This is a genomic window from Roseovarius indicus, from assembly GCF_008728195.1.
Classification (GTDB): Bacteria; Pseudomonadota; Alphaproteobacteria; order Rhodobacterales; family Rhodobacteraceae; genus Roseovarius; species Roseovarius indicus.
The window spans coordinates 65,696-87,149 of the sequence record NZ_CP031598.1 but is presented as its reverse complement, the minus strand read 5'-3'; the positions used below and the strand labels follow the sequence as shown (position 1 = coordinate 87,149).

The following is a 21,454-nucleotide window of genomic DNA, read 5'->3' as shown; positions in this document are numbered from 1 at the left end:
CGGCGGGGGCAGCGCCCCCTTCCGACACCCGCCAAAAGAAAAACCCCCGCCACGATGGGCGGGGGTTTCTCAATTCGTCAGGCTCGCGGATCAGGACGTTTTCTTGCCCTTGATCGGCGCCCACAGACGCTTGTTCGTCAGGTACAGCAGCACCGACAGAACCGTCAGGAAGATCACCCCCGCCAGACCGGCCTGCTTGCGCGCCATCATCTTCGGCTCGGCGGCCCACATCAGGAACGCGGCCACGTCCTCGGCCTCGTGGTGCAGCTCGTTCGAGTGACCATCGTCAAACTCGACATCCTCGCCCCAGAGCGGCTGCGCCATCGCGATCCAGCTGCCCGGCACGGTATGCTTGCCGTTCTCGTCAAGACATTCCGGCGGATAGCCCCCGGCGCTGAACGCGGTGTTGTAGCTCCCGGGGAAATCCTCGGGCGCACATTCCGGCGCTTCCTCATAGCCGGTCAGGATGGCCACGATGTATTCCGGGCCGCCCATGCCTTTGACCAGCTGGTTGATCCCGGTCCCATACGGCCCGTGGAACCCGGCGCGCTTCTTCGCCATCAGGCTCAGGTCGGGCGCGTTTTCCACGTTCGAGCCGGGGAAATGGTCGGTCGGCTTGGCGGTGCGGTAATCGTCGAGCTCGGGGTCGAAGACCTCGTAATTCTCGGCATAGGCCCGTACCTGGTCATCGGGCAGGTTGGGCCCGCCCTCGTCACCCAGCGTCCGGAGCGGCACGTAAGACATGCCGTGGCACGCCGAGCAGACCTCGGTATAGACCTTCAGACCGCGCTGAAGCTGGTTCTGGTCGAACGACCCGAACGGGCCCTCGAACGAGAAGTCCACATCGTGGATGTGGCTCTCGCCGCCGGCCGCCAGTGCGCCTGTGCCCGAAAGGGTCAGGGCGGCAACTGCGGAGATCGCAATCTTTTTCAACATTGTCCCGTTTCCTTTCTTTACTCGGCCGGCGTTTCGGCTTTGCCGTAATGGGCCTTGAAGTCGTCCTCGATGGTCTCCGGCTGCGCCTCCGGCTTCTCGATCACGCCGAGGATCGGCAGGATGACCAGGAAGTAGGCGAACCAGTAGGCGGCCCCGATCAGCGAGATGGTCGAGTAGGGCGGCTCTGCCGGCATGGCTCCGGCCCACATCAGCACGACGAAGTCGATCGCCAGCAGCCAGAACCACCACTTGAACATCGGCCGGTACCGACCCGAGCGCACCGACGAGGTGTCGAGCCACGGCACCAGCGCCATCACCACGATCGCGCCGAACATGGCCAGCACGCCGAAGAACTTGGCGTTGACGATGCCGCCGGTGATCCAGCTCGCCAGCATCACCACCCAGACGTCGGCGGTAAAGGCCCGCAGGATCGCGTAGAACGGCAGGAAGTACCATTCGGGCACGATGTGCGACGGCGTCGCCAGCGGGTTCGCCTCGATATAGTTGTCGGGGTGACCCAGGTAGTTCGGCATGAAGCCCACGATGGCGAAGAACACCACCATGATGACGCCCAGGGCGAACAGGTCCTTGATGACGAAGTAGGGCCAGAACGGAACCGTGTCCTTCTGGGCCTCGGCCTTCGAGCCGCGGCGCACGTCGACACCGGTCGGGTTGTTGTTGCCCGTCGAGTGGAAGGCCCAGATGTGTACGGCGACCAGCGCGGCGATCACGAAGGGCAGCAGGTAGTGCAGGCTGAAGAACCGGTTCAGCGTGGCGTTGTCCACCGCCGGTCCGCCCAGAAGCCAGGTCTGGATGCCCTCGCCGATGAACGGGATCGCGCCGAAGAGGCCGGTGATCACCGTGGCACCCCAGAACGACATCTGACCCCAGGGCAGAACGTAGCCCATGAAGGCCGTGCCCATCATCATCAGGTAGATCAGCATGCCGACGATCCAGGTGATCTCGCGCGGGGCCTTGTACGAGCCGTAGTAGAGGCCGCGGAAGATGTGGATATAGACGGCGAAGAAGAACAGCGAGGCGCCGTTCATGTGCAGATAGCGGATCATGTGACCGCCATTCACGTTGCGCATGATGTGCTCGATCGAGGCGAAGGCCATGTCGACATGCGGCGTGTAGTGCATCACCAGGACGATGCCGGTGATGATCTGCAGCGCCAGGCAGAAAGTAAGAACGATCCCCCAGATCCACATCCAGTTGAGGTTCTTGGGGGTGGGGATCATCAGCGTGTCATACAACAGGCCCACGATGGGAAGCCGCTTGTGCAGCCACTTCTCGGCGCCCGTTTTCGGTTCGTAATGATCGTGCGGAATTCCGGACATGAACGCGCTTCCTTATCCCAGTTTGATCGTGGTGTCGTCGACGAATTCCGCGATCGGAACCGGCAGGTTCTCGGGCGCGGGGCCTTTGCGGATGCGGCCCGCCAGGTCGTAGTGCGAGCCGTGGCAGGGGCAGAACCAGCCGCCGAAATCGCCGGCATTGCCCAGCGGCACACAGCCAAGGTGCGTGCACACGCCCATCTCGACCAGCCACTCGCCCGATTCGTCGAGCGCACGGTTCTCGTCGGTCGCCGGCGCGTCGGCCGGCAGGTTGGCGTTCCGCGCCAAACCGTCGGGCAGCGACGAAACCTCGGTTTCGCGCGCATTGGCGATCTCGTCCTCGGTACGGCGGCGGATGAAGACCGGCTTGCCCAGCCATTTTACCGTCAGCTGCGTTCCCGCGGAAACGCCTGAAACATCCACCCGGATCGAGCTCAGCGCCTGAACGTCGGCCGAGGGGTTCATCTGGTTCACAAGCGGCCAGACAACGGCCCCTGCGGTGACGACACCTGCACCTGCGGTGGCATAGTAGAGGAAATCCCTACGAGTGCCTTCGTGATCTTCTTGGTGGGACACGAGGTTTACTCCATTCTCAAGCCGGAACCGGCCAAGTTCATCATCTCAATGACATGACCACGGCGCAATAGCACCGGGCACGTTTCCGACCCGCTATTTAGCGGGCCTTTTTCAAGGCGTCCAGTGCACATTCGACACGATTTGGGAAGGGTGCTCTTGTGTCGCGCTTGTCGCCCCGGGCATCGGCGTGTAAGCAGAAACCCGACCGTACCCCGGAAAAAGAGTCTCCCAGATATGTTGCGCTACGCCAAATCCGCCCTCGCCGCCCTTGTCCTGCTGGCCAGCCCGGCCGCCGCAGAGATGGAACTCAGCTTCTACCTCGGCTGGCAAGGGGTTTCCGACAGTAACGGCAGCGGCACGCTGCCCGGCGGTGCCCCCTTCAACCGCAAGTTCAACTGGGACGGCAAGCCGTTCGAGGCCCCGATCTACTACGGCGGCCGCGCCACCTGGTGGACGTCGAACAACTTCGGCTTCGGCGTCGAGGGCACGCACACCAAGGCCTATGCCTCGGCCGGCGACCTCGCAGCCCTCGGCCTCGGCCGGCTCGAGCTGTCCGACGGCCACAACATCATCACCGCCAACGTGATGAAACGCTGGCCCGGTTACTTCAAGGGCTCGAACTTCACGCCCTATCTCGGCGCCGGCGTCGGTCTCGCGATTCCCCATGTCGACGCACAGGTGATCGGCGCGACGAACCGCACCTTCGATTACGAACAGACCGGCATCGCGCTGCGCGGGATCGCGGGCATGAAATACGACCTGAACGACCGCTGGGCGCTGTTCGGCGAATACCAGATCACCTGGTCCGACAACGACATCACGCTCGACGCCGACCCGGCCGTGCCCGGCCAGGTGCCCGGCCGACTCAGCACCGAGCTGACCACCCACGCCATCAACTTCGGCATCAGCTACAGCTTCTGATCGGGGCCGCGGACATGACAGCCGAAAGGCTCGCCAGATGACAGCGGAGCGCCGGCCCAGCCGGCGCTTCCCTCGTTTCGGGGCCTTATTCGTCCTGGTCTTCGCGTTATACGCGGGCGTCGCGCCCGGCACGATGCCGGCCTGGCTGAACGGCGGGCTGACCCTCGTACTGTGTACCGGCGGTGAAACCGTCACCATCACGCTCGACGAAAACGGCGACCCGGTCGAGCGGACGCACGAGCGCTGCGACTGGTCAGTGCAGCAGCTTGCCACCGAGACCGGCGCCCAGGGCCATGCCCTGCCCCACGTCACCATTGCCCACCCGGCCGACGCCCGGTTGCGCGCCTTCGCCGCCCGCGTGGCGCCGCCCTTCCTCCTGCAATCCCCCCGCGCCCCGCCGCGCCTCCTCTGAACCGAAAACCCAGACCTACATTTCCTGTTCAGAGGACCTATCCCATGGTTTCGACCGACCTGACCGGCGCGCCCTCGCGTGCCCAAGCGGCCCCCGTGACCGCCTCCCCCTTCTATCGCGCGGCATGGCGCTGGCACTTCTACGCCGGGCTCTACATCATCCCCTTTTTCATCATGCTCGCCCTCACCGGCATGGCCATGCTCTGGCTCGCCTGGATCGACGGGCGCGATGGCGAACGCCTGCCCGTCACCCCGCAAGACACACCGCTCGCCGTCTCGGCCCAGGCCGATGCGGCCCTCGCGGCCGTTCCGGACAGCACCCTTGTCCAGTACGTCGCCCCCCGCGCCCCCGACCTCGCAGCCATCTTCCGCGTCGACCGTGACGGCACCGCCACGATGGTCGCCGTCGATCCCTACACCGCCGACGTGCTCGACACCTTCCCGCGCCGCAGCGGCTGGTACGACCTGATGGACAACATCCACGCCGACCTGCTGCTCGGCGTCACCGGCGACCGGATGATCGAGATCGCGGCCTCCCTCGGCATGGTGCTGATCGCCACCGGGCTCTACCTGTGGTGGCCCCGCGGTACCGGCCTGGCCCGCGCGCTCCTGCCGCGCCTCGGTCGCGGGCGCGCTGCATGGCGCGCCCTGCACGGGGCCGTGGGCCTCTGGGTCTCGGTGATCCTGCTGTTCTTCCTGGTCTCCGGCCTGTCCTGGTCCGGCGTCTGGGGCGAGAAGATGGTGCAGGCGTGGAACCAGTTCCCCGCCGGGAAATGGGGCATCGACGTGCCCCTCTCCGACAGCACTCACGCCAGCATGAACCACGGCCCCAAGGAAGTCCCCTGGGCGCTGGAACAGACCCCGATGCCCGCATCGGGCAGCAATGCGGGGGCCGAAGGTCTCGCCGGTCCACTTACGGTCGACACCGTCGATGCCTTCGCCCGGCAGATCGGCTTCGACGGGCGCTACCAGATGAACCTGCCCAGGGGCGAAACCGGTGTCTGGACGCTCAGCCGCGATTCGATGAGCACCGACAGCACCGATCCCACCTCCGACCGCACCACCCATATCGACCGCTACACCGGCAAGATCCTCGCCGATGTGCGCTATGACGATTATTCGTGGTTCGGCAAGGCCATGGCCGTGGGCATCGCCCTGCATATGGGCACCCTCGGCCTGTGGAGCGTTCTGGCCAACACCGCGGTCTGCCTGTCGGTTCTCTTCCTCTGCGCAAGCGGCGTGGTCATGTGGTGGAAACGCCGTCCGCGTGGCCAGCTTCGCCTGTCACCGCCACCCCCGCCCGCCGATCTGCCGCTCTGGCGCGGCGCGGTGCTGGTGGGGCTCGTCGTATCGCTGGCCTTCCCGCTGGCGGGGCTCACGCTGATCGCGGTGCTGCTATTCGATCTCGTACTGCTCTCGCGCCTGCCGGGGCTGCGGGCGCGTCTGGACTGACAACCGCGCGCCGCGTCCCTCCGGGGGCGCGGCACTTACCCGCCCGAGCCCAAACCCCTGGCCCAGTCCAGCGCGTCGTCAAGCCGGTCGTCGCCCCAGAACACCTCCGCGCCCACAACGAAGCTGGGCGAGCCGAAGACCCCCAGCCCCATCGCCTCCTCCGTCACCGCGTCAAGCACGGCGCCGGTCGCCTCGCTCCGCGCTTCCTCGATCACGCGCGCCGGGTCGAGCCCCGTTTCGGCAATGCTTTCGCTCAGATTCGGCTCCTCGCCCGCCGGTTGCCCCTCCTCGAACCAGCGGCGATAGGTGGCCCGGGTATAGGCCGCGACCCAGCCCTCTTCCTCGCCCAGAACCGCCACGCGGTTCGCCAGCTCCAGCCCCGCCAGCGGGTAGGGCGCCGGCAGATGCGGCGTCAGCCCATAGCGTTCCGCCCGCCGCCCGATATCGCGCCACATATAGGCCGCCTTCACAGGCTTGTTCATGAAGGGGATGTTGTTCTGCTCGACCATCACCGTGCGCACGTTGAACGGCCGCCAGCGCAGGCCGACCCCGGCGACGCGCGCGGCCTCTTCGATACGCGGCACGGTGAGATAGGTGTAGGTGCTGCCAATCGAGTACCAGAAATCGATATGGGCCATCCCCGCCTCCTCGCGCGCGCTACACCGGCGCGGTCGCCGTCATGCTCTCGCGCGCACTGAACACCGCGAACCAGTCATCCAGCGCTCCGGCACCCTCGCGCCAGTTCCGGTCGGGCAGGCGGAAATCGAGATAGCCCAGCGCACAGCCCATGGCGATATGGCTCATGTCCAGCGGCCCGTTCAGGTGGCTCATCCACCGCCCGTTCACCGCCTCGACACAGCGGGCCACCTTGCCCCATTGCGCGTCGACCCAGCCGTCGAACACCTTCTCCGGCGGCCGCACCCGGTGCTCGTAGACCATCAGCAACGCGGCATCCATCATCGCATCCGCCGTCGCCTCCAGCGTCAGCGTATCGAAAATCCGGCTCTCGGGGTAAAGCCCGGCTGCGTATTTCGCATCGAGAAACCGACAGATCACCCGGCTGTCATACACCGTCGGGCCGTCCTCGCGCACCAGCGCCGGCACCTTGCCCGCCGGGTTGGCGGCGGCGACCTCTGGGTTGGTGTTGGTGGCGGTGGTCATCACGTCGACCACCTCGACCGCATCGCTCTGGCCGGTCTCGTGCAGCAGAACCCTCACCTTCCGGGCAAAGGGCGAGGGGCTGGCGCTGATCAATTTCATGTGGGGTATCCCTTGTCTGTTCGGCAAGAGGCTAGGCCCGCACCCGCGCCCTGTCCATCGCTATCCGTCCGGGGCCCGCATATGGGCGGCGAGCGTCGCGATCTCCTGACCCATGCCATGCCCCTCAACCTGCTCCGCGGCCCGCTCGCGCACCTCGTCCGGCTTGTTCTGGCTCAGCTTCCACGTCCCGTCGATCTCCCCCACATCCATCGCGCAGGGCACGATCTGGCGCATCATCCGCTCCATCACCCCCTCGCTCATCTTCGACGTGGTCCAGGCCGGCTTCGGCGCAAGCTTTTCCTCGAAAAGCGCCGACTGCCGGTCAAGCAGGTCGTGCAGCGCCTCCTGCGGCTGCAAACGCACCTCTCCGACAAGATGTACGGCGATGTAGTTCCACGTCGGCACCTGATCCTCGACCCCGTACCAGTCCGGCGAAACATAGGAATGCGCCCCCTGCACCGCGAGACGCGCCTGCAAGGGCGCGGCGAGCAGCCGGGCAATCGGGTTCGAGCGCACGAGATGAAACTCCGCCCGTCGGCCATCCTCCGACAAGAGAAACGGGATATGGCTGACCAGCGGCGCCCCCTCGGTCCCGACGCAAAGCAGGCCAAATCCCTGCGCGCGGGAAAAGGCGATATTGCGCGCCTCGGGCGATTGGCGAAAGGCCGGGTTCGGGTGCATGACAGCTTCCAGAAGATGGGTACCAACCCACCTTATCCGTCAGCCCCCCCGGCGCAACGGCCGCATTGTACCATCACACTCCGGCCTCATCCCACCGCCGTCGGCCCGCTGCCCAGCGCGGCCGTATCGTGATATTCGTGAATCTCGGTCAGCTTGCCGTCTTCCACCGTCAGGAACAGCGCCAGTCTTGCCTCGAACTGCGCCTCGCCGCTGTGTCGAAGCGCCGTATAGGCAATCTGCGCAGCCCCCCGGTTGCCGCTGACGATCAGGTCGATGATCCGGTAGTCGCGAATCTCCCACTCCGCGAGAATCCTGCCCATCGCCTCGTAGAACGCCGGCTTGCAATCGACCTCGGCACAGAACGGCCCCACCTCCGGTTGCGCATTGATCGAGTAATGTAGATCATCGCTAAGAAGTGCGTCGAATTCCGCGTCGTCCCCCTCGCTGAACGCAGCCACCGCGGCCCGGATCGTCCCTTCCGTATCCATGCAAATCCTCCCTTAAAAAGGCTGAGACTAGCATGAAGATTACGCTGCGGTAAGCTGATGTCCCTTAACACCGGTTACAGTGACGTCGACGATGGCGCCTTCCGCGCGGTCGGCCCCGAACACCACTTCCGTGAACTGCTCGGTCCGGCCCATGCGCGGGTTTTCCATCAGCACCCTGTGCGCCCGGCCCTGCTGTTCCTCGAGATGCGCCGCCACGCGCGCCTCCCCCGCCGTCCGAAGCCGCGCGGCCCGCGCCTTGATGTCCTTGCCGTTCACCTGCGGCATCCTTGCCGCGGGCGTCCCCGGCCGCGGGCTGTAGGGGAAGACATGCAGCCATGTCAGATGGCATTCCTCCACCAGCTTCAGCGAATTCTCGAACGCCGCCGCGCTCTCGGTCGGGAACCCGGCGATGATATCGGCCCCGAAGGTCATGTCCGGCCGCAGCCGCCTTGCCTCCTCGGCAAACCGGATCGCGTCATCCCGCAAATGCCGCCGCTTCATCCGCTTCAGGATCAGGTCGTCGCCATGCTGCAACGACAAATGCAGATGCGGCATCAGCCGCCTCTCCGTCGCAATCGCCTGCATCAGGTTCTCGTCCACCTCGATCGAATCGATCGAGGAAATCCGCAGCCTAGGCAGATCCGGCACCAGCTTCAGGATCCGCATCACCAGATCGCCCAGCTTCGGCTCCGCCGGTAGATCGGCCCCCCAACTCGTCAAATCGACGCCCGTCAGCACGACCTCGTTGAACCCCTTGCCCACCAGACGCTTGATCTGCTCCACCACCACACCGGCGGGCACAGACCGCGAATTCCCCCGGCCATAGGGAATGATGCAGAACGTACACCGATGATCGCACCCGTTCTGCACCTGCACGTAAGCGCGGCTCCGCGTCCCGAACCCGTCGATCAGATGCCCGGCCGTCTCGGTCACCGACATGATGTCATCGACCTGCACGGTCTCCGTCTGCCCGATGAAATCGGCCGCCATCCCGCGCCACGTCTCCGGCTGCATCTTCTCGGTATTGCCGATGACGGCGTCCACCTCGTCCATCGTCGAAAACGTCTCCGGCTCGGTCTGCGCCGCACAGCCCGTCACGATCAGCCGCGCGCCCGGGTTCTCCCGCCTGAGCCGCCTTATCTCCTGCCGCGCCTTGCGCACGGCCTCGGCCGTCACCGCGCAGGTGTTCACCACCACCGCGTTGTCGAGGCCCACCGACCCCGCCAGCTCCTTCATCGCCTCGGTCTCGTAGGCGTTCAGCCGGCAGCCCAGCGTCGAGAACACAGGCGCACTCATGCCACACCCCCAAGGAAATTGGCCGTGATCACCCCGTCACAGACATGCACCGTCGGCCCGGTCATCCAGACGCCATCCTCTTGCCAGTCGATCCAAAGCGTCCCGCCATCCAGATCGACCCGCACCTTGCGCCCCGTCAGCCCCCGCCGTGCCGCCGCCACCGCCGCGGCACAGGACGACGAGCCCGACGCCAGCGTCAGCCCGGCACCCCGCTCCCACACCCGCATCCGCAGGTGATCAGGGCCTATGACACTCGCCACCTGCACATTGGTGCGCTCGGGATAAAGCGGATGATGCTCATAACGCGGCCCGAACTGCTCCAGCGGCACCGCTTCGGCATTCTCGACAAAGAAGGTGCAATGCGGATTGCCCATGCCGGTGGCGGTCGGCGCCCCCTCGATCGGCAATTCCAGCGTCTCCATCTCCTCGGCCAGCGGAATCTCGTCCCACTCAAGCTGGGGCTGACCCATATTCACCGAGGTCAGCCCCTGCCCGGCATCCACCGCGTACAAATCCCCCCGCGCCGTCACCAGGTGCAGCCGGTCCCGCCCCGTCTCGTCCATCAGGAACCGCGCAATGCACCGCGTCGCATTGCCACACGCCGCCGACAACGACCCGTCGGCATTCCAGAACGTCAGACGCGCATCCGCCCCGCCATCGCCCGTTTCGATCAATGCCAGCTGGTCGAACCCGATCCCCGTCCGCCGGTTGCCCAGCGCCACGGCCAGCCCCTCCGACACCGCGATATCGCGCGCACGCCCGTCGAGCACGACAAAGTCGTTCCCCAGCCCGTGCATCTTCATGAAGGGCAATCCGCTATGCTCACGCGTGCTCATGGGGCGGCATATAACGGCCCGCCTGCAACGAATCCAGCGGGCGCGTGAAATTCCCCAAATTATGGGTTGACCGCCCCCCCGCCTCTTTCTAGATAGGCCGCCTAGTGGGCCGTTAGCTCAGTTGGTAGAGCAACTGACTTTTAATCAGTGGGTCGCAGGTTCGAATCCTGCACGGCTCACCACTGTTTTCAAGGACTTGAACAACATGGCCCGGCTTCCCCGGAAGCCCGTGATCGGCCATTGCCCGGTTGTCAGGCGGGGACTGTCAGACCTCAAGGCAGTGGCTCGCGCTTCCACAAAACACCTTCCCAGGCTTCGAATCGTCCAAGACGATCAGGCGCAAAGCCACAGTCGCCAGAAAAGTTCGCCCGATAACGGCCCCGTTCCCGAAATCAAACCCGCAAATAAGCCCGCCCGGCAAAAAAGCTCCCCCCGGCGAAAACGCGGGGGAAGCTTGGCAAAAGCGCCCGCAACGGCGCGCCCAACGAAACAGGCGCACCCGTCAGCTGGATTGCAGAAAGCCCAGGATATCCTCGTTGATCCTGCCCGCCATCGTGGCCGCCATCCCATGCGAGGCGCCCTCATAGACCTTGAGCGTGGCGTTCGACATGATCTCCACCGTCAGGGCCGCGGAGGCCTCGAAGGGCACGACCTGGTCGTCATCGCCATGCATCACCAGCACGGGCAGCCGGATCGCCTTCAGATCCTCCGTGAAGTCGGTCTCCGAGAAGGCCTTGATGCAATCGTAATGCGCCTTGGCGCTCCCCTGCATCCCCTGCCGCCACCAGTTGCGGATCAGGCCCTCGCTCACCTCGGCGCCGGGGCGGTTGAAGCCGTAGAACGGCCCCGACGCCACGTCGAGGTAGAATTGCGGCCGGTTCGCGGAAAGCGCCTCGCGGAAGCCGTCGAACACCTCGAGCGGCGTGCCGCCGGGGTTGCTGTCCTGCTTCACCATCACCGGCGGCACGGCCCCGATCAGGACCAGCTTCGCCACCCGCCCTGGCGTCGCCCGCGCGGCATAATGCACGACCTCGCCACCGCCGGTGGAATGGCCCACGTGAACCGCGTCCTTCAGGTCAAGCACATCCGCCAGCGCGATGACATCGGCGGCATAGGTGTCCATCTCGTTGCCCGTCTCCGTCTGGCCAGACCGCCCGTGCCCGCGCCGGTCGAACGCGATCACGCGAAAGCCCTTGTCGAGGAAATACAGCATCTGGGCATCCCATTCGTCGGCCGTCAGGGGCCAGCCATGGTGAAAGACGATCGGTTGCGCGGCGCGCGGGCCCCAATCGCGATAGAAGATCTGCGTACCGTCATTGGCGGTGATGTAGGTCATGGTCTCTGGTCCTTTGATGGATGAGGAAGGATCGGCCCGCGCTTCGGGGGCCAGGGGAATGGGCGCCGACGCCGCAAGCATCAGCCCCGCGCCCCCGGCAATCGCCGCGCGGCGGGTCATCAGGAAGGACGCCGGCCCGGTCATGCCAAGGCCCCGGACGTGACGGTTTGACAGGGGTCGGCGTCGTGCGGGGCGCAGGCCCGGTCCGCAAGGCTGCGGCGGCGGGCGGTGCTTTCGCTGGCGACGATCCAGGTGGCGATGGAAAACGCCGCCACCGAGATGAAGAACAAAATGACGGTCCACGAGAAGAGGGCCTTCAGGGTCGTCTGGCACATGTTTGACTCCATGGTTGGGGGGACGAACCGGACGTGAGATTTCAATGTCTGCAGGGGGCAAGCGCGGCGGCTCGTCCGGGCAGGCGGTCAGGTGACGTCCTGCGGCGGGGCTGGCCCGCCGCAGGCATGGGTTGCGGTCAGCTTCCGCCAGAGGCGCGGGCCGCCGTGTCGATCACGTCGGCGACCTCGCCGGGCCGGGTCAGGAACACCACGTGGCTCGCCGGAACCTCGACCGGGACCGCGCCGATCCGCTCGGCCGTCTCGCGCAGCAACCTGGGGTCGATCGCCTTGTCCTCGGTCGCGATCACGGCCCAGCTCGGTTTCTCCTTCCAGGCCGCGTGTGTCACCGGCGTTCCGAAGATCTCCATGTTGATGGGCACCTGGCTGTCCCGCAGGAACGCGGCGTCGGCGTCGGTCGTGTCACCGGCAAAGCCAGTCTTGAACTCTTCCAGGTTAACGAAGCCGAACCCGTCCTCGCCCGTCTCGATGATGAATTCGGGCGGCGCGGGAATGTCGGCGAACTGATCGCCCGTCGTTTCGCCCACGTCCGGCGCAAGCGCCGAGACGTATACCAGCGCCGCAACCTTCGGGTTGATCCCGGCCTCCGTGATGACCGTCCCGCCATAGGAATGCCCGACAAGGATCGACGGCCCCTCCTGGCGTTCGAGAATGCGGTCGGTCGCAGCCACGTCATCGGCGAGCGACGTCAGGGGGTTCTGCACGATACTGACGCGATAGCCGCGCGCCGTAAGGATGTCGTACACCCCGCGCCATCCCGACCCGTCGGCAAAGGCGCCATGCACCAGGACGACGGACCTGACCGGCTGGTCCTGCGGTATCGTTTCCTGCGCGGTCGCGCTGGCGGTCATGGTCGCGGCGGCGGCGGCCGCGGCGACGGCAGTTCTGAGTTTCTTGGACATTCGAAGTTCCTCTCTTCATGTTGTTCTGATGGGTCCATAAAGGCCGTGGGAGGGCGGCGTTCCGGAGTATTTTTGCTGGAGTGCATCCCCGTCGCAGGCGTCGACATGGTAGCGTTTCCGCCCTGACGGGTGCTTTCGACTTGACCTTGGGATCTGGCGAGGATTCTGCACGGAAGGAGAAATTCCGGGGCAAATCCGCCGTTTCGTCAGCCAGAGATGAAAGATCCTTTCATGCCCGGATTGATCGAATCGGCGCCTCGCTCGTCCGGGCTCTTGTGGCATTCGGGTGCGGGCCTTGCCTTGCCCTGCCCCTCGTCACCGACCTTCGCGCCGCCGTCTCCCAGGGCTCCGGGCAACGCCGGGTCCCCTCGTTGGTCAGCGCTGAAACTCTCTGTCCTTTCCCTCAAGTGTTGCGTGATTCAAATCTATGGCTTTGACGGCGTACTGATAATTGGGATAAAGTGAGATGTTGAATTCCGGTTTTTGGGATAATGAAGACCTACAAGCTCACCGACTTCGATGCTGTGCTCGCGATCAGCCGCCGGGGCTCCTTCCGGGCCGCGGCGCTCGACCTGGGGATGTCGACCAGCGCTCTCAGCAACGCGATTGCAAAGCTCGAGGGGCAGTTGGGTGTCCGCCTTTTCAATCGCACCACGCGCAGCGTCTCGCTCACGGAAGCAGGCCACCGGTTCGTCGACCAGGTCAGCCCCGCCGTGCGAGATATCCACCAGGCGCTCGACACCGTGCGCTCGCAACAGGAAACACCCTCCGGCACCTTGCGCATCAACACCTTCGCAACGGCCGCCCAGGAGATCCTCTCGCCCCTCGTCCTCGAGTTTCTCAAGCGCTTTCCCAAGGTTCAGATCGACCTCGTGACAGAAGGAAACCTTGTCGACATCGTCGCGGACGGGTTCGATTTCGGCGTGCGCAGCCAGCACCTCGTGCCCTCGGACATGATCGCCATTCCGCTGGGCCCGCCCCGGCGCCACGCCGTGGTGGCCGCGCCCTCCTATCTCGAAAACCGCGAGCTGCCGCGCGTCCCCTCCGACCTCAAGGCGCATCCCTGCATCCGCGTCCGCCTGCCGAATGGCGCGCTGTTCCGCTGGCAGTTCGAATCCGACGGGCGGCCCGTGCAGGTGGATGTCGACGGCCCGATCACCCTCGACGAAGCCAGCCTCGCCCGAACCGCGGTGCTCAACGGCCTAGGCATCGGGTATTTCATGGAATCGAACGTGCGCGACGATATCGCGGCGGGCCGCCTCGTCCGACTACTCGACGAATGGACGCCCCCAACCGCGCCCCTGTGCCTCTACTACCCCAGCCGTCGCAACCCGCCCGCCGCGTTCAAGGTCTTCGTCGACCTCGCCCGCGAGCTGGCCCGCTCCTCACGAAGCAGGTGACCGCCGCCGCGCGACCGGTAAGGGCGGCCTGCCCGCCTCTTCTCCAGCCACTGTCGGGCCGGCCCCGCCCGCTGCGGGTCTCGGCCCGTGGGCCAGCTCAGAACGCCAGCGGCGCATTGTCCTTGACCTCCTTCAGCACGAAAAAAGTCCGGATCTGCCGGACACCCGGCAAGGTGATCAGCTTCTTGCCATGCAGCACGTTGAAGCCCTCCATGTCGCGCGTCCTGATCTTCAACAGGTAATCGAAATCCCCGGCCACGAGGTTGCAGTCGAGAACCTCTTTCATCCCGCCAACCACCTTCTCGAACTCCGCAAAGCTCTCCGGCGTCGACCTGTCCAGCACGACGCCGACCATCACCAGCGTCCCCAGCCCCACGCCGGCAGGCGCGATCTGCGCCCGGACCGACGAAATGAACCTGTTCTCAAGCAGGCGCTGCGTGCGCCGATGACAGGTCGCGGCACTGACATTCACCAGCCTGGCCAGATCGGAATTGGCGATGCGCGCGTCCTTCTGAAGCGCGCGCAGGATATTCCGGTCGATCCGGTCCAGACCCGAGGTGAAAGGCTCTTCCGACACGCCCGAACCTCCCGAAGCTGTCCGGCAACCTGATCCGCCATTGCGGACAAACTAAGCCATGAATCCCACCGCGGCGGAAGCCTGTTTCGCAGGGCGATCGCGCAACCGGATTTGACCCGTCCGCCCGCCCCGCCTCAGCTCACGGCGTCGGCCCCCGTCCCGGCCTGCGCGAGGCCATGCCGCCGGCCGATCATGTCCGCGGCGCGTTCGCCGATCACGACACAGGGCGCCATCGTGTTGCCAACCGTGATGCGCGGCATGATCGACGCATCGGCGATGCGCAGCCTCTCGATCCCGTAGACCCTGAGCTCATGATCGACGACCGACATCTCGTCGCGTCCCATCTTGGCCGTACAGGACTGGTGCCAATAGGTAACCGCCGAGTTGCGCAGGAAATCGGCCATCTCCCTGCGATCCCGCGAGCCGGGCGCGACCTCCTGCCGGACAAGCGGCGCAAACGCCTGGTGATTGCCGATCTCGCGGCACATCTCCACGGCGGCAAAGGCGGTCGCCACATCCTCCGGCTCGCTCAGCGAATTCGGTTCGATCAGGATCGGATCGCCCGCATTCGGGCCCGACAGCCTCAGGCGCCCGCGGCTTTTCGGCTGGGCCAGCCCCGCGAACATCGTCCAGCCATGCTCCGGCGTCTCGATGCCGGCCTCCACCGGGGCCGGCACCGGAAACTCCAGCTGGCATTGCAGGATATCCGGTTTGCGCAGGCGCGAGTCACTCTGCCAGTACAGCGTTGCCTCGCACCCACCCCCGCCGACCTCCTCGGCCTTGCGATACGCCCAGGTACAGCCAAAGGCGAGGTGATCCTGGTGGTTGCGCCCCACCCCGGCAAGGGCCTGAATGGTCCTGATGCCGTGCCGTCCAAGCTCGTCCTCCGGCCCGATCCCCGACTGCATCAGCACCTTCGGCGTCTGAACGGCGCCGAGCGACAGGATCGTCTCGCACCGCGCCCGAACCTCGCGCAACGTGCCGTCGAGCAGAACCTCCACCCCCACGGCCGACGCCCCCTCCATCACGACACGCGTCACGAGGGCTCCCGTCAGGACGGTCAGGTTGGGCCGATGCAGCAGCGGATGCACATAAGAATGAAACACCGACTGGCGCCGACCCTCGCGAATGCGAAGCTCCGCGATGGCAGCGCCACCGGGCCCTTCCATCATCCGGCCATTCGGGCTGTCGAAGACCGGGATGCCCATGTGCCCGGCGGCCTCCACCATCGCGCGGGCGGCGGGCTGGGGCGCGGCCGGCTGTTCCACGTGCACCGGCCCGCCCGTCCCGCGCCTCCGACCGTCAGGTGCGCCCTGCCAGTCCTCGATGCGGCGATAATACCCCAGAACCGATTGGTACCCCCACGCCAGATCACCCGATTCCGAGGCGAAATGGTCCCAGTCCTCCCTGTGCCCGCGGGCCCAGACCATGACATTGATGCTCGATCCGCCGCCCAACCCCTTGCCCATGCTGAGCGGAAGCCGCCGCCCTCCCAGCGCCGGGCTGGGCTGGCCGGAAAACCCCCAGTCCCGCGCGCTGCCAAGGTTCAGCGGCCACATGGCCGGAATGTCGACCGTCTCGGCCCGGTCATCACCGCCCGCCTCCAGCAGCAGCACGCTGACCTCGGGCTGTTCGGCCAGCCGGGCGGCAACGACCGACCCGCTGGACCCCGCGCCGCAGACGATGAAATCATACTCGGCGCGCAGGGTCCGGCGCAGGGCGTTCTGATTGGCCGCGCCGATGTCGTGCGCCGCCCGGGTTCGATGGGTGTCCATGTGATGGGATCTCCGCAGAGGGGGGTGATGTCATGTCAAAAGGTGTCTTCGCCCCGACAAGCCATGGCCCGCCGGCGATACCGCCAAAGGGGCGCCAGTGGTCAGACGGTCGGCACCGTCCCGCCGTCGATGGTGTATTCGGTGCCCGTGATCGTGGCCGCGCGGTCCGACACCAGAAAGGCGATCAGGTTGGCAACCTCATCGGGCTTGCTCGGGCGGCCGATCGGGATGCCACCAAGCGACTGCATGATGATCTCTTTGCCGCCTTCGTAATCCGTCCCCTTCTCCGCGGCGAGCCGCTCCGCCAGTCGCACCGACGCCTCGGTCTCGATCCAGCCCGGCGAAACCCGCACCACGCGAACGCCTTTCGGCGAGACCTCTTTGGAAAGGCTCTTGCTGTAAGCCGAGAGCGCGGCCTTGGCCGCGGCATAGGCCGTCGTGGCATCGGGCAGCGGCAGCACCCGCTGGATCGACGTCACGTGAACCACAACGCCATGCCCCTGCGCCACCATCTGCGGCACCAGCACGCGGTCAAGCCGCACCGCCGGAAACAGGTTCAGGTCAAGCTCCCTCTGCCACTCGACGTCGCCAAGTGCCGCGTGGCCGCCCCCCGGCGCCGACGACCCGCCCACCATGTGCACGACGATATCGACACCGCCCAGCGTGCCCTGCACCGCGTCGGCAACCGCCTTGCAACCCTCGGCCGTGCTCAGGTCCGCGGCGACGAAGCCATCCGCGGCCAGGGTTTCCGGGCGCGACCGCGCCGTTGTCAGGACATGTGCGCCAAGCTCGCGCAGCAGATCGACGGTCGCGGCACCGGCGCCTTGTGTGCCGCCGGTGACTAGGGCACGCTTGCCGGCCAGGTTCAGGAAATCGGCCATATCTGGTCTCCAGGTTGTTGCAGGCTGATGTCTCCCGCAAAATCTACGCGGCGCCTCGCATTCGAATAAGTGGGATAATTCGGTATGCGCCATTTCGATTTCCGGAATAATGTACGCCCCGACCCTTCCGGCCCATTATCCCGAAAACCGAAATTCGACGTCTTGATTTGTCCTGATTATCGAATTCGCGCCAGCCCTTAGATTAGGTCTCGCCAGTCCCGGCAACCGCCGCCCCGAAACAGGAGACCGACCATGAAGCCCGAACTTCCCACCGTGATCGCCCGCTACTTCTCTGCCGACAAGAAGGGCAATGCCCAGGCCATATCCGAGTGCTTCACCGACGACGCCACCGTCGTCGACGAGGGCAATACCTACACCGGCCGCGAGGCGATCCGCCAATGGATGGCCAACGCTTCCACCCAGTACACCTACACCGTCGAACCCTTCGCGCTGACCACCGAAGGCGCGCACACCATCGTCACCAGCCATCTCGTCGGCAACTTCCCCGGAAGCCCGGTCGACCTGCGCTACCGCTTCATCCTGCGCGGAGACGAAATCGCCGAGCTCGAAATCGTCCCCTGATACAGCCAGGACCTGGGGCGCACCAGCGAGGCGCAGGCGCCCCCGCCGCCTCAGCCCGCCGTCGTTCCGTAAAGCGGGTTGCCGTCGAACCGCCCCTTGAACAGCGCATCATGCCGATAGTCCAGCTTGCGCAGGCTGCGGCTCGGCTCGCCATTCGTGCGGATCATCACCTGCCGCCCCGACAACCCGAACAGCCTCTCGGCAGACACGTCGCCGAACCCCTGGTCGGCCAGCTGCCGCGCCATCGAAAACGCCGTGTGCTTTCCCATCGTCAACAACGAGCAATTCTCCAGAATCGCCTCGTGTTCATCCCCGTAGGCGTTGCGCAGCTGCGCCAGGCTCTGCATCAACAGCACGGCGCGTATCCCGAACCCCCGGCCCAGCGTGATCGCCGCACTCAGCGCGGGCATCGCGCCAAGCTGGCCCGCCTCATCCACCAGCAGCAGGGTCGGCGGGTCGGGCCGCTGCCGGCGCCGCAACAACCGTTGCAAAACCGCCGTCAGGATCAGGCGAACGACGGGGCTGTGCGAATGCAGCCGGTCGGGCGGCAACACGAGGTAGATCGTGCTCGGCGCCCCGTCGCTCAGCGCCGCCAGGTCGATGCTGTTGCCGCCAAGGCTCCGCCGCACACCCTCCCCGGCCAATGTGCGCAACTGCTGGCACACCGTCGCCATCACCCCGCCCCGCGTCACGTCCGGCAGGTTCAGGTATGTGCTCAGCTTGCTTTCCGCGAACGGGTGCACCTTCATATGGTCCAGCATGATGGCAAGCTCGTAATAGGAATCCCCCGCGTGAAACCGCTCGTAGACCTGCCCAAGCGTGCGCCGCGCCGGGTCTTCGTCACAGATCGCGTGCACGATCAGCGCCGCGATCACATCCTGCCCCCACTGATCCCAGAACGGGTCCTGCGTGTTGCCCTGCAAGTGCTCCTTGCTGAACAGGTTCGCCATCGTGTGCGCATCGTCGATCAGGCTGTCGCTGTCGGCCGAGATATGGCTCAGCGGGTTCAACGCGCCGCTCCCGTCCGAGACAAGCTGAAACGGGTCGATCACCAGCACCTCGCCAAGCGTGCGCCGATAGCGCGCCGTCGTCGCCACCAGCTCGCCCTTGATATCGACGGCCACGACCGACCCGGGGTAGCTCAGCAGCTGCGGAATGGCGAAAGAGGCCGATTTCCCGGTACCCGTCGGCGCGATGCAAAGCCAGTGACCCTCGGCATTGGGGTCTTGGAGGGGCTTGTCAGTCCGAACACGCGGTCTGGCGGGGGCAAAGCCAACCGGTGTGTCAAAGTCATGGCTTTCGGGCCAGCCGAGCAGCAGGGTCATGTGGTATCTCCGGGCAGAATCCATTCACCCCGGACACTGGCCCGGTGCGAGGTTCACAAGGGTGGGTAGCGTGGTGCGAGACTTCGGATCATGGCCTCTAAAACCCAATCTGGGAAGGTTTCTTCGATCACATTTTTCGTTTCAATCGCCCCCGCGCGGCGGCCCTGTGGATAACCCTTTGGCCTCCCTCGCCGATTTCCTGTCATCGAATCATCCATTCTCCCGTACCACCCTCCCGAGGGGGTTGAACCCCGGCCACCCGGCACGCGGATAGGAGGGAATCAATGCACCTGAACGGCAAGACAGCCATCGTCACCGGCGGCGCCAGCGGAATCGGCGCGGCCCTGGCACGGCGCTTCGCAGCCGAGGGCGCCCGCGTCGCGGTGGCCGATCTCGACGGTGATGCCGCCCGCGCATTGGCCGAGGAGATCGGCGGCCTGGGCGTCCCCTGCGACGTCACGCGGGAAGCCGACATTCAAACCCTCGTCGCCACCACCGAGGCCGCGTTCGGCCCCATCGACCTCTTCTGCTCCAACGCCGGCCTGGCGCAGGGCGAACCCTCCCACGCCGCCTCCGCCTCCAACGATGTCTGGGCCCGCGCCTGGGCGGTGCATGTAATGGCCCATGTCCATGCCGCCCGCGCCGTTCTCCCCGGCATGATCGAACGCGGCTACGGCTACCTGCTGCAAATGGCCTCCGCCGCCGGCCTGCTCAGCCAGATCGGCGACGCCGCCTATTCCACCACCAAGCACGCCGCCGTGGGCTTCGCCGAATCCCTGGCCATCACCCACGGGCGCGACGGCATCCGCGTCTCGGTCATCTGCCCGCAATACGTGGCCACACCGCTTCTCGGTTATGCCGAGCCGGCCGATGCGCCCGGCCTCCTCACCCCCGAAGCCGTCGCCGACACCGTCGTCGAAGGCATCGGCCGCGAAACCTTCCTCATCCTGCCGCACCCCGAAATCGCCCGTTTCGTCGCCTTCAAATCCGCCGATTACGACAAGTGGCTCGACGCCATGCGCGACCTCCGCTCGAAAGTCGTCGACGAGATCGGCACCACCGACCTCCGCCAGATGCACAAACTTCTCTGACCCACGAAAAACGGCGGCCCGGGTCGCCCCGCGCCGCCGCCAATCATGTCAGGCAGAAACCCCGCGCCTTAGCGCAGGCCGATCTCCGCGAAATACTTCTCGGCCCCCGGATGCATCGGCACGCCGTAATCCTTCGCCCCGGTCTCCTGCGTCAGGCCCGCAAAGGACGTGTTCTCCGCCTGCAGCCCGTCCAGACCTTCCCAGAACGCCTTGGTGAACTGATAGATCATCTCTTCATCCGCATCCGCGTCGGTGAACAGCACCTGCGCCAGCCCGAAGGTCTCGACCGGCTCGTCCTGCCCGCTATACGTGCCCGCCGGAATGGTGAACGGCACCAGCAGCCCGTCATAGGAGGCATTCATCGTCTCGATCACCTCCTGCGGGATATCGAGATAGTCGATCGCCATGGTCGATGACAGCCGCTGCGCATTGCCAAGGCCAAGCTGGTAGACATGGCTGCCCCCGGCAAAGACCCCGTTCTGCACCTCGTCGAACACCTGCCCCGTCGACACCGTGCCGGGCTCGAAATCATCCAGCGAAATCCCCGCCGCCTTCAGCAGCTCGAGGTTCAGCCCGTGGGTAAAACTCGACGGCACGTTGATGTTGAACTTCTTCCCCTTGATATCGTCGAGCGTCGCAATCCCGCTATCCTCGCGCACGAACACATTGTGCGGCACCACGCCGAAGACGAACAGGAACCGCAGGTCCTTGAAATCCTCCGCCATGGGAGAGTCGGCAAAGGCACCCTTCTGGTTATAGGCAAAGCTCAGGTCGATCAGCGTGTTCAGCGCGAAATCCACCTTGTCGGTCAGCACGAGGCCAAGATTATCCTTGTACCCGCCCGTCGTCTGGATCGAAAAGCTGTAGTCTTCCTGCGCCTTGTTGGCGACATCCGCCATCAGCGCCCCGTTCACATAGGGCCCCGCCCCCGAAGAGCTGGTGCCGATCGACACCTGCTCCTGCGCCTGCGCGGGAACGCTCAGCATCGTGGTCGCGGCAATCGCCGCGGCAAGGGTGGTCACGCGTTTCATGATCATG

At 65.6% G+C, this 21,454-nt stretch carries 23 protein-coding genes and 1 tRNA gene; 7 read left to right on the top strand and 17 right to left on the bottom strand.

The genetic code is table 11. The annotated features are described in order from the left end of the window. Positions 1-90: 90 nt before the first annotated feature. The 3 genes from RIdsm_RS00430 to petA are packed head-to-tail and all read right to left on the bottom strand — an operon-like array spanning position 91 to position 2,849. A complete protein-coding gene (locus RIdsm_RS00430) occupies positions 91-936 on the bottom strand; it encodes a cytochrome c1 (RefSeq protein WP_057817425.1) in 846 nt (281 codons plus the stop codon). Positions 937-953: 17 nt separating this feature from the next. Further along, the gene (gene petB, locus RIdsm_RS00425) at positions 954-2,276 is read right to left on the bottom strand and encodes a cytochrome b (protein ID WP_057817427.1); all 1,323 of its coding nucleotides are present in this window, start codon (positions 2,274-2,276) and stop codon (positions 954-956) included. Positions 2,277-2,288: 12 nt separating this feature from the next. Beyond that, positions 2,289-2,849, bottom strand: a complete 561-nt coding sequence (gene petA / locus RIdsm_RS00420; protein ID WP_057817429.1) for a ubiquinol-cytochrome c reductase iron-sulfur subunit — start codon at positions 2,847-2,849, stop codon at positions 2,289-2,291. 234 nt (positions 2,850-3,083) lie between these two features. On the opposite strand from petA, the gene RIdsm_RS00415 reads away from it, so the two are divergent. From RIdsm_RS00415 to RIdsm_RS00405, 3 genes are read left to right on the top strand one after another with little or no spacing between them, the layout of a single operon-like run. After that, positions 3,084-3,770, top strand: coding sequence for an outer membrane protein (locus RIdsm_RS00415; protein WP_057817430.1), 687 nt, complete (start codon positions 3,084-3,086; stop codon positions 3,768-3,770). Between the two features lie 37 nt (positions 3,771-3,807). Beyond that, entirely contained in the window at positions 3,808-4,182 is a 375-nt protein-coding gene (locus tag RIdsm_RS00410; protein WP_057817432.1) for a hypothetical protein, read from the top strand. Positions 4,183-4,226: 44 nt separating this feature from the next. Continuing rightward, a complete protein-coding gene (locus RIdsm_RS00405; RefSeq protein WP_082647430.1) occupies positions 4,227-5,633 on the top strand; it encodes a PepSY-associated TM helix domain-containing protein in 1,407 nt (468 codons plus the stop codon). A 35-nt stretch (positions 5,634-5,668) separates the two neighbouring features. Here RIdsm_RS00405 and RIdsm_RS00400 read toward each other — a convergent pair whose 3' ends face one another. The 6 genes from RIdsm_RS00400 to dapF all read right to left on the bottom strand — a co-directional run bounded on the left by RIdsm_RS00400 (position 5,669) and on the right by dapF (position 10,194). Further along, a complete protein-coding gene (locus RIdsm_RS00400; protein ID WP_057817434.1) occupies positions 5,669-6,271 on the bottom strand; it encodes a 2-hydroxychromene-2-carboxylate isomerase in 603 nt (200 codons plus the stop codon). Positions 6,272-6,290: 19 nt separating this feature from the next. After that, positions 6,291-6,893, bottom strand: a complete 603-nt coding sequence (locus RIdsm_RS00395; RefSeq protein WP_057817436.1) for a glutathione S-transferase — start codon at positions 6,891-6,893, stop codon at positions 6,291-6,293. A gap of 60 nt (positions 6,894-6,953) precedes the next feature. Continuing rightward, on the bottom strand, positions 6,954-7,574 hold the full coding sequence (locus RIdsm_RS00390) for an FMN-binding negative transcriptional regulator (RefSeq protein WP_057817438.1): 621 nt from the start codon (positions 7,572-7,574) through the stop codon (positions 6,954-6,956). 86 nt (positions 7,575-7,660) lie between these two features. After that, positions 7,661-8,062: a nuclear transport factor 2 family protein gene (locus tag RIdsm_RS00385; protein WP_057817439.1), complete on the bottom strand. Its 402-nt coding sequence runs from the start codon at positions 8,060-8,062 to the stop codon at positions 7,661-7,663. 39 nt (positions 8,063-8,101) lie between these two features. Next, positions 8,102-9,358 (bottom strand): tRNA (N(6)-L-threonylcarbamoyladenosine(37)-C(2))-methylthiotransferase MtaB, encoded by a 1,257-nt coding sequence (mtaB, locus tag RIdsm_RS00380; RefSeq protein ID WP_057817441.1) that lies wholly within the window; start codon positions 9,356-9,358, stop codon positions 8,102-8,104. Then, positions 9,355-10,194, bottom strand: a complete 840-nt coding sequence (gene dapF / locus RIdsm_RS00375; protein ID WP_057817443.1) for a diaminopimelate epimerase — start codon at positions 10,192-10,194, stop codon at positions 9,355-9,357. The genes mtaB and dapF overlap by 4 nt, the downstream gene beginning before the upstream one ends. Before the next feature lie 106 nt (positions 10,195-10,300). Here dapF and RIdsm_RS00370 point away from each other — a divergent pair. Then, positions 10,301-10,376 (top strand) — tRNA-Lys (locus RIdsm_RS00370). 320 nt (positions 10,377-10,696) lie between these two features. Here RIdsm_RS00370 and RIdsm_RS00365 read toward each other — a convergent pair. From RIdsm_RS00365 to RIdsm_RS00355, 3 genes are all read right to left on the bottom strand, one after another. Beyond that, entirely contained in the window at positions 10,697-11,674 is a 978-nt protein-coding gene (locus tag RIdsm_RS00365) for an alpha/beta fold hydrolase (protein ID WP_057817445.1), read from the bottom strand. After that, complete coding sequence (locus tag RIdsm_RS00360; RefSeq protein ID WP_143100375.1) at positions 11,671-11,865, bottom strand: hypothetical protein; 195 nt, start codon at positions 11,863-11,865, stop codon at positions 11,671-11,673. The genes RIdsm_RS00365 and RIdsm_RS00360 overlap by 4 nt, the downstream gene beginning before the upstream one ends. A 137-nt stretch (positions 11,866-12,002) precedes the next feature. Then, positions 12,003-12,785, bottom strand: a complete 783-nt coding sequence (locus tag RIdsm_RS00355) for an alpha/beta fold hydrolase (RefSeq protein ID WP_057817448.1) — start codon at positions 12,783-12,785, stop codon at positions 12,003-12,005. A gap of 491 nt (positions 12,786-13,276) precedes the next feature. Between RIdsm_RS00355 and RIdsm_RS00350 the strand changes: the two genes are divergently transcribed. After that, a complete protein-coding gene (locus tag RIdsm_RS00350) occupies positions 13,277-14,185 on the top strand; it encodes a LysR family transcriptional regulator (protein ID WP_057817451.1) in 909 nt (302 codons plus the stop codon). Positions 14,186-14,282: 97 nt separating this feature from the next. On the opposite strand, the gene RIdsm_RS00345 is transcribed toward RIdsm_RS00350, so the two are convergent. The 3 genes from RIdsm_RS00345 to RIdsm_RS00335 form a co-directional block, all read right to left on the bottom strand. Beyond that, positions 14,283-14,762, bottom strand: a complete 480-nt coding sequence (locus RIdsm_RS00345; protein WP_057817453.1) for an Lrp/AsnC family transcriptional regulator — start codon at positions 14,760-14,762, stop codon at positions 14,283-14,285. Positions 14,763-14,896: 134 nt separating this feature from the next. Further along, positions 14,897-16,537 carry a GMC family oxidoreductase gene (locus RIdsm_RS00340; RefSeq protein WP_057817455.1) on the bottom strand — a complete coding sequence of 547 codons (1,641 nt, stop codon included), beginning with the start codon at positions 16,535-16,537 and terminating at the stop codon, positions 14,897-14,899. 101 nt (positions 16,538-16,638) lie between these two features. Next, a complete protein-coding gene (locus tag RIdsm_RS00335) occupies positions 16,639-17,418 on the bottom strand; it encodes an SDR family oxidoreductase (RefSeq protein WP_057817457.1) in 780 nt (259 codons plus the stop codon). A 252-nt stretch (positions 17,419-17,670) separates the two neighbouring features. Between RIdsm_RS00335 and RIdsm_RS00330 the strand changes: the two genes are divergently transcribed. Beyond that, positions 17,671-18,000, top strand: coding sequence for a nuclear transport factor 2 family protein (locus tag RIdsm_RS00330; protein ID WP_057817459.1), 330 nt, complete (start codon positions 17,671-17,673; stop codon positions 17,998-18,000). A 50-nt stretch (positions 18,001-18,050) separates the two neighbouring features. Here the strand turns inward: RIdsm_RS00330 and RIdsm_RS00325 are convergent, their stop codons facing one another. Next, positions 18,051-19,325 (bottom strand): type IV secretory system conjugative DNA transfer family protein, encoded by a 1,275-nt coding sequence (locus tag RIdsm_RS00325; RefSeq protein ID WP_057817461.1) that lies wholly within the window; start codon positions 19,323-19,325, stop codon positions 18,051-18,053. Between the two features lie 284 nt (positions 19,326-19,609). On the opposite strand from RIdsm_RS00325, the gene RIdsm_RS00320 reads away from it, so the two are divergent. Then, positions 19,610-20,416 (top strand): SDR family oxidoreductase, encoded by an 807-nt coding sequence (locus RIdsm_RS00320; protein ID WP_057817463.1) that lies wholly within the window; start codon positions 19,610-19,612, stop codon positions 20,414-20,416. Positions 20,417-20,484: 68 nt separating this feature from the next. Here the strand turns inward: RIdsm_RS00320 and RIdsm_RS00315 are convergent, their stop codons facing one another. Beyond that, positions 20,485-21,453 (bottom strand): TAXI family TRAP transporter solute-binding subunit, encoded by a 969-nt coding sequence (locus RIdsm_RS00315; RefSeq protein ID WP_057817465.1) that lies wholly within the window; start codon positions 21,451-21,453, stop codon positions 20,485-20,487. Position 21,454 lies beyond the last annotated feature (1 nt).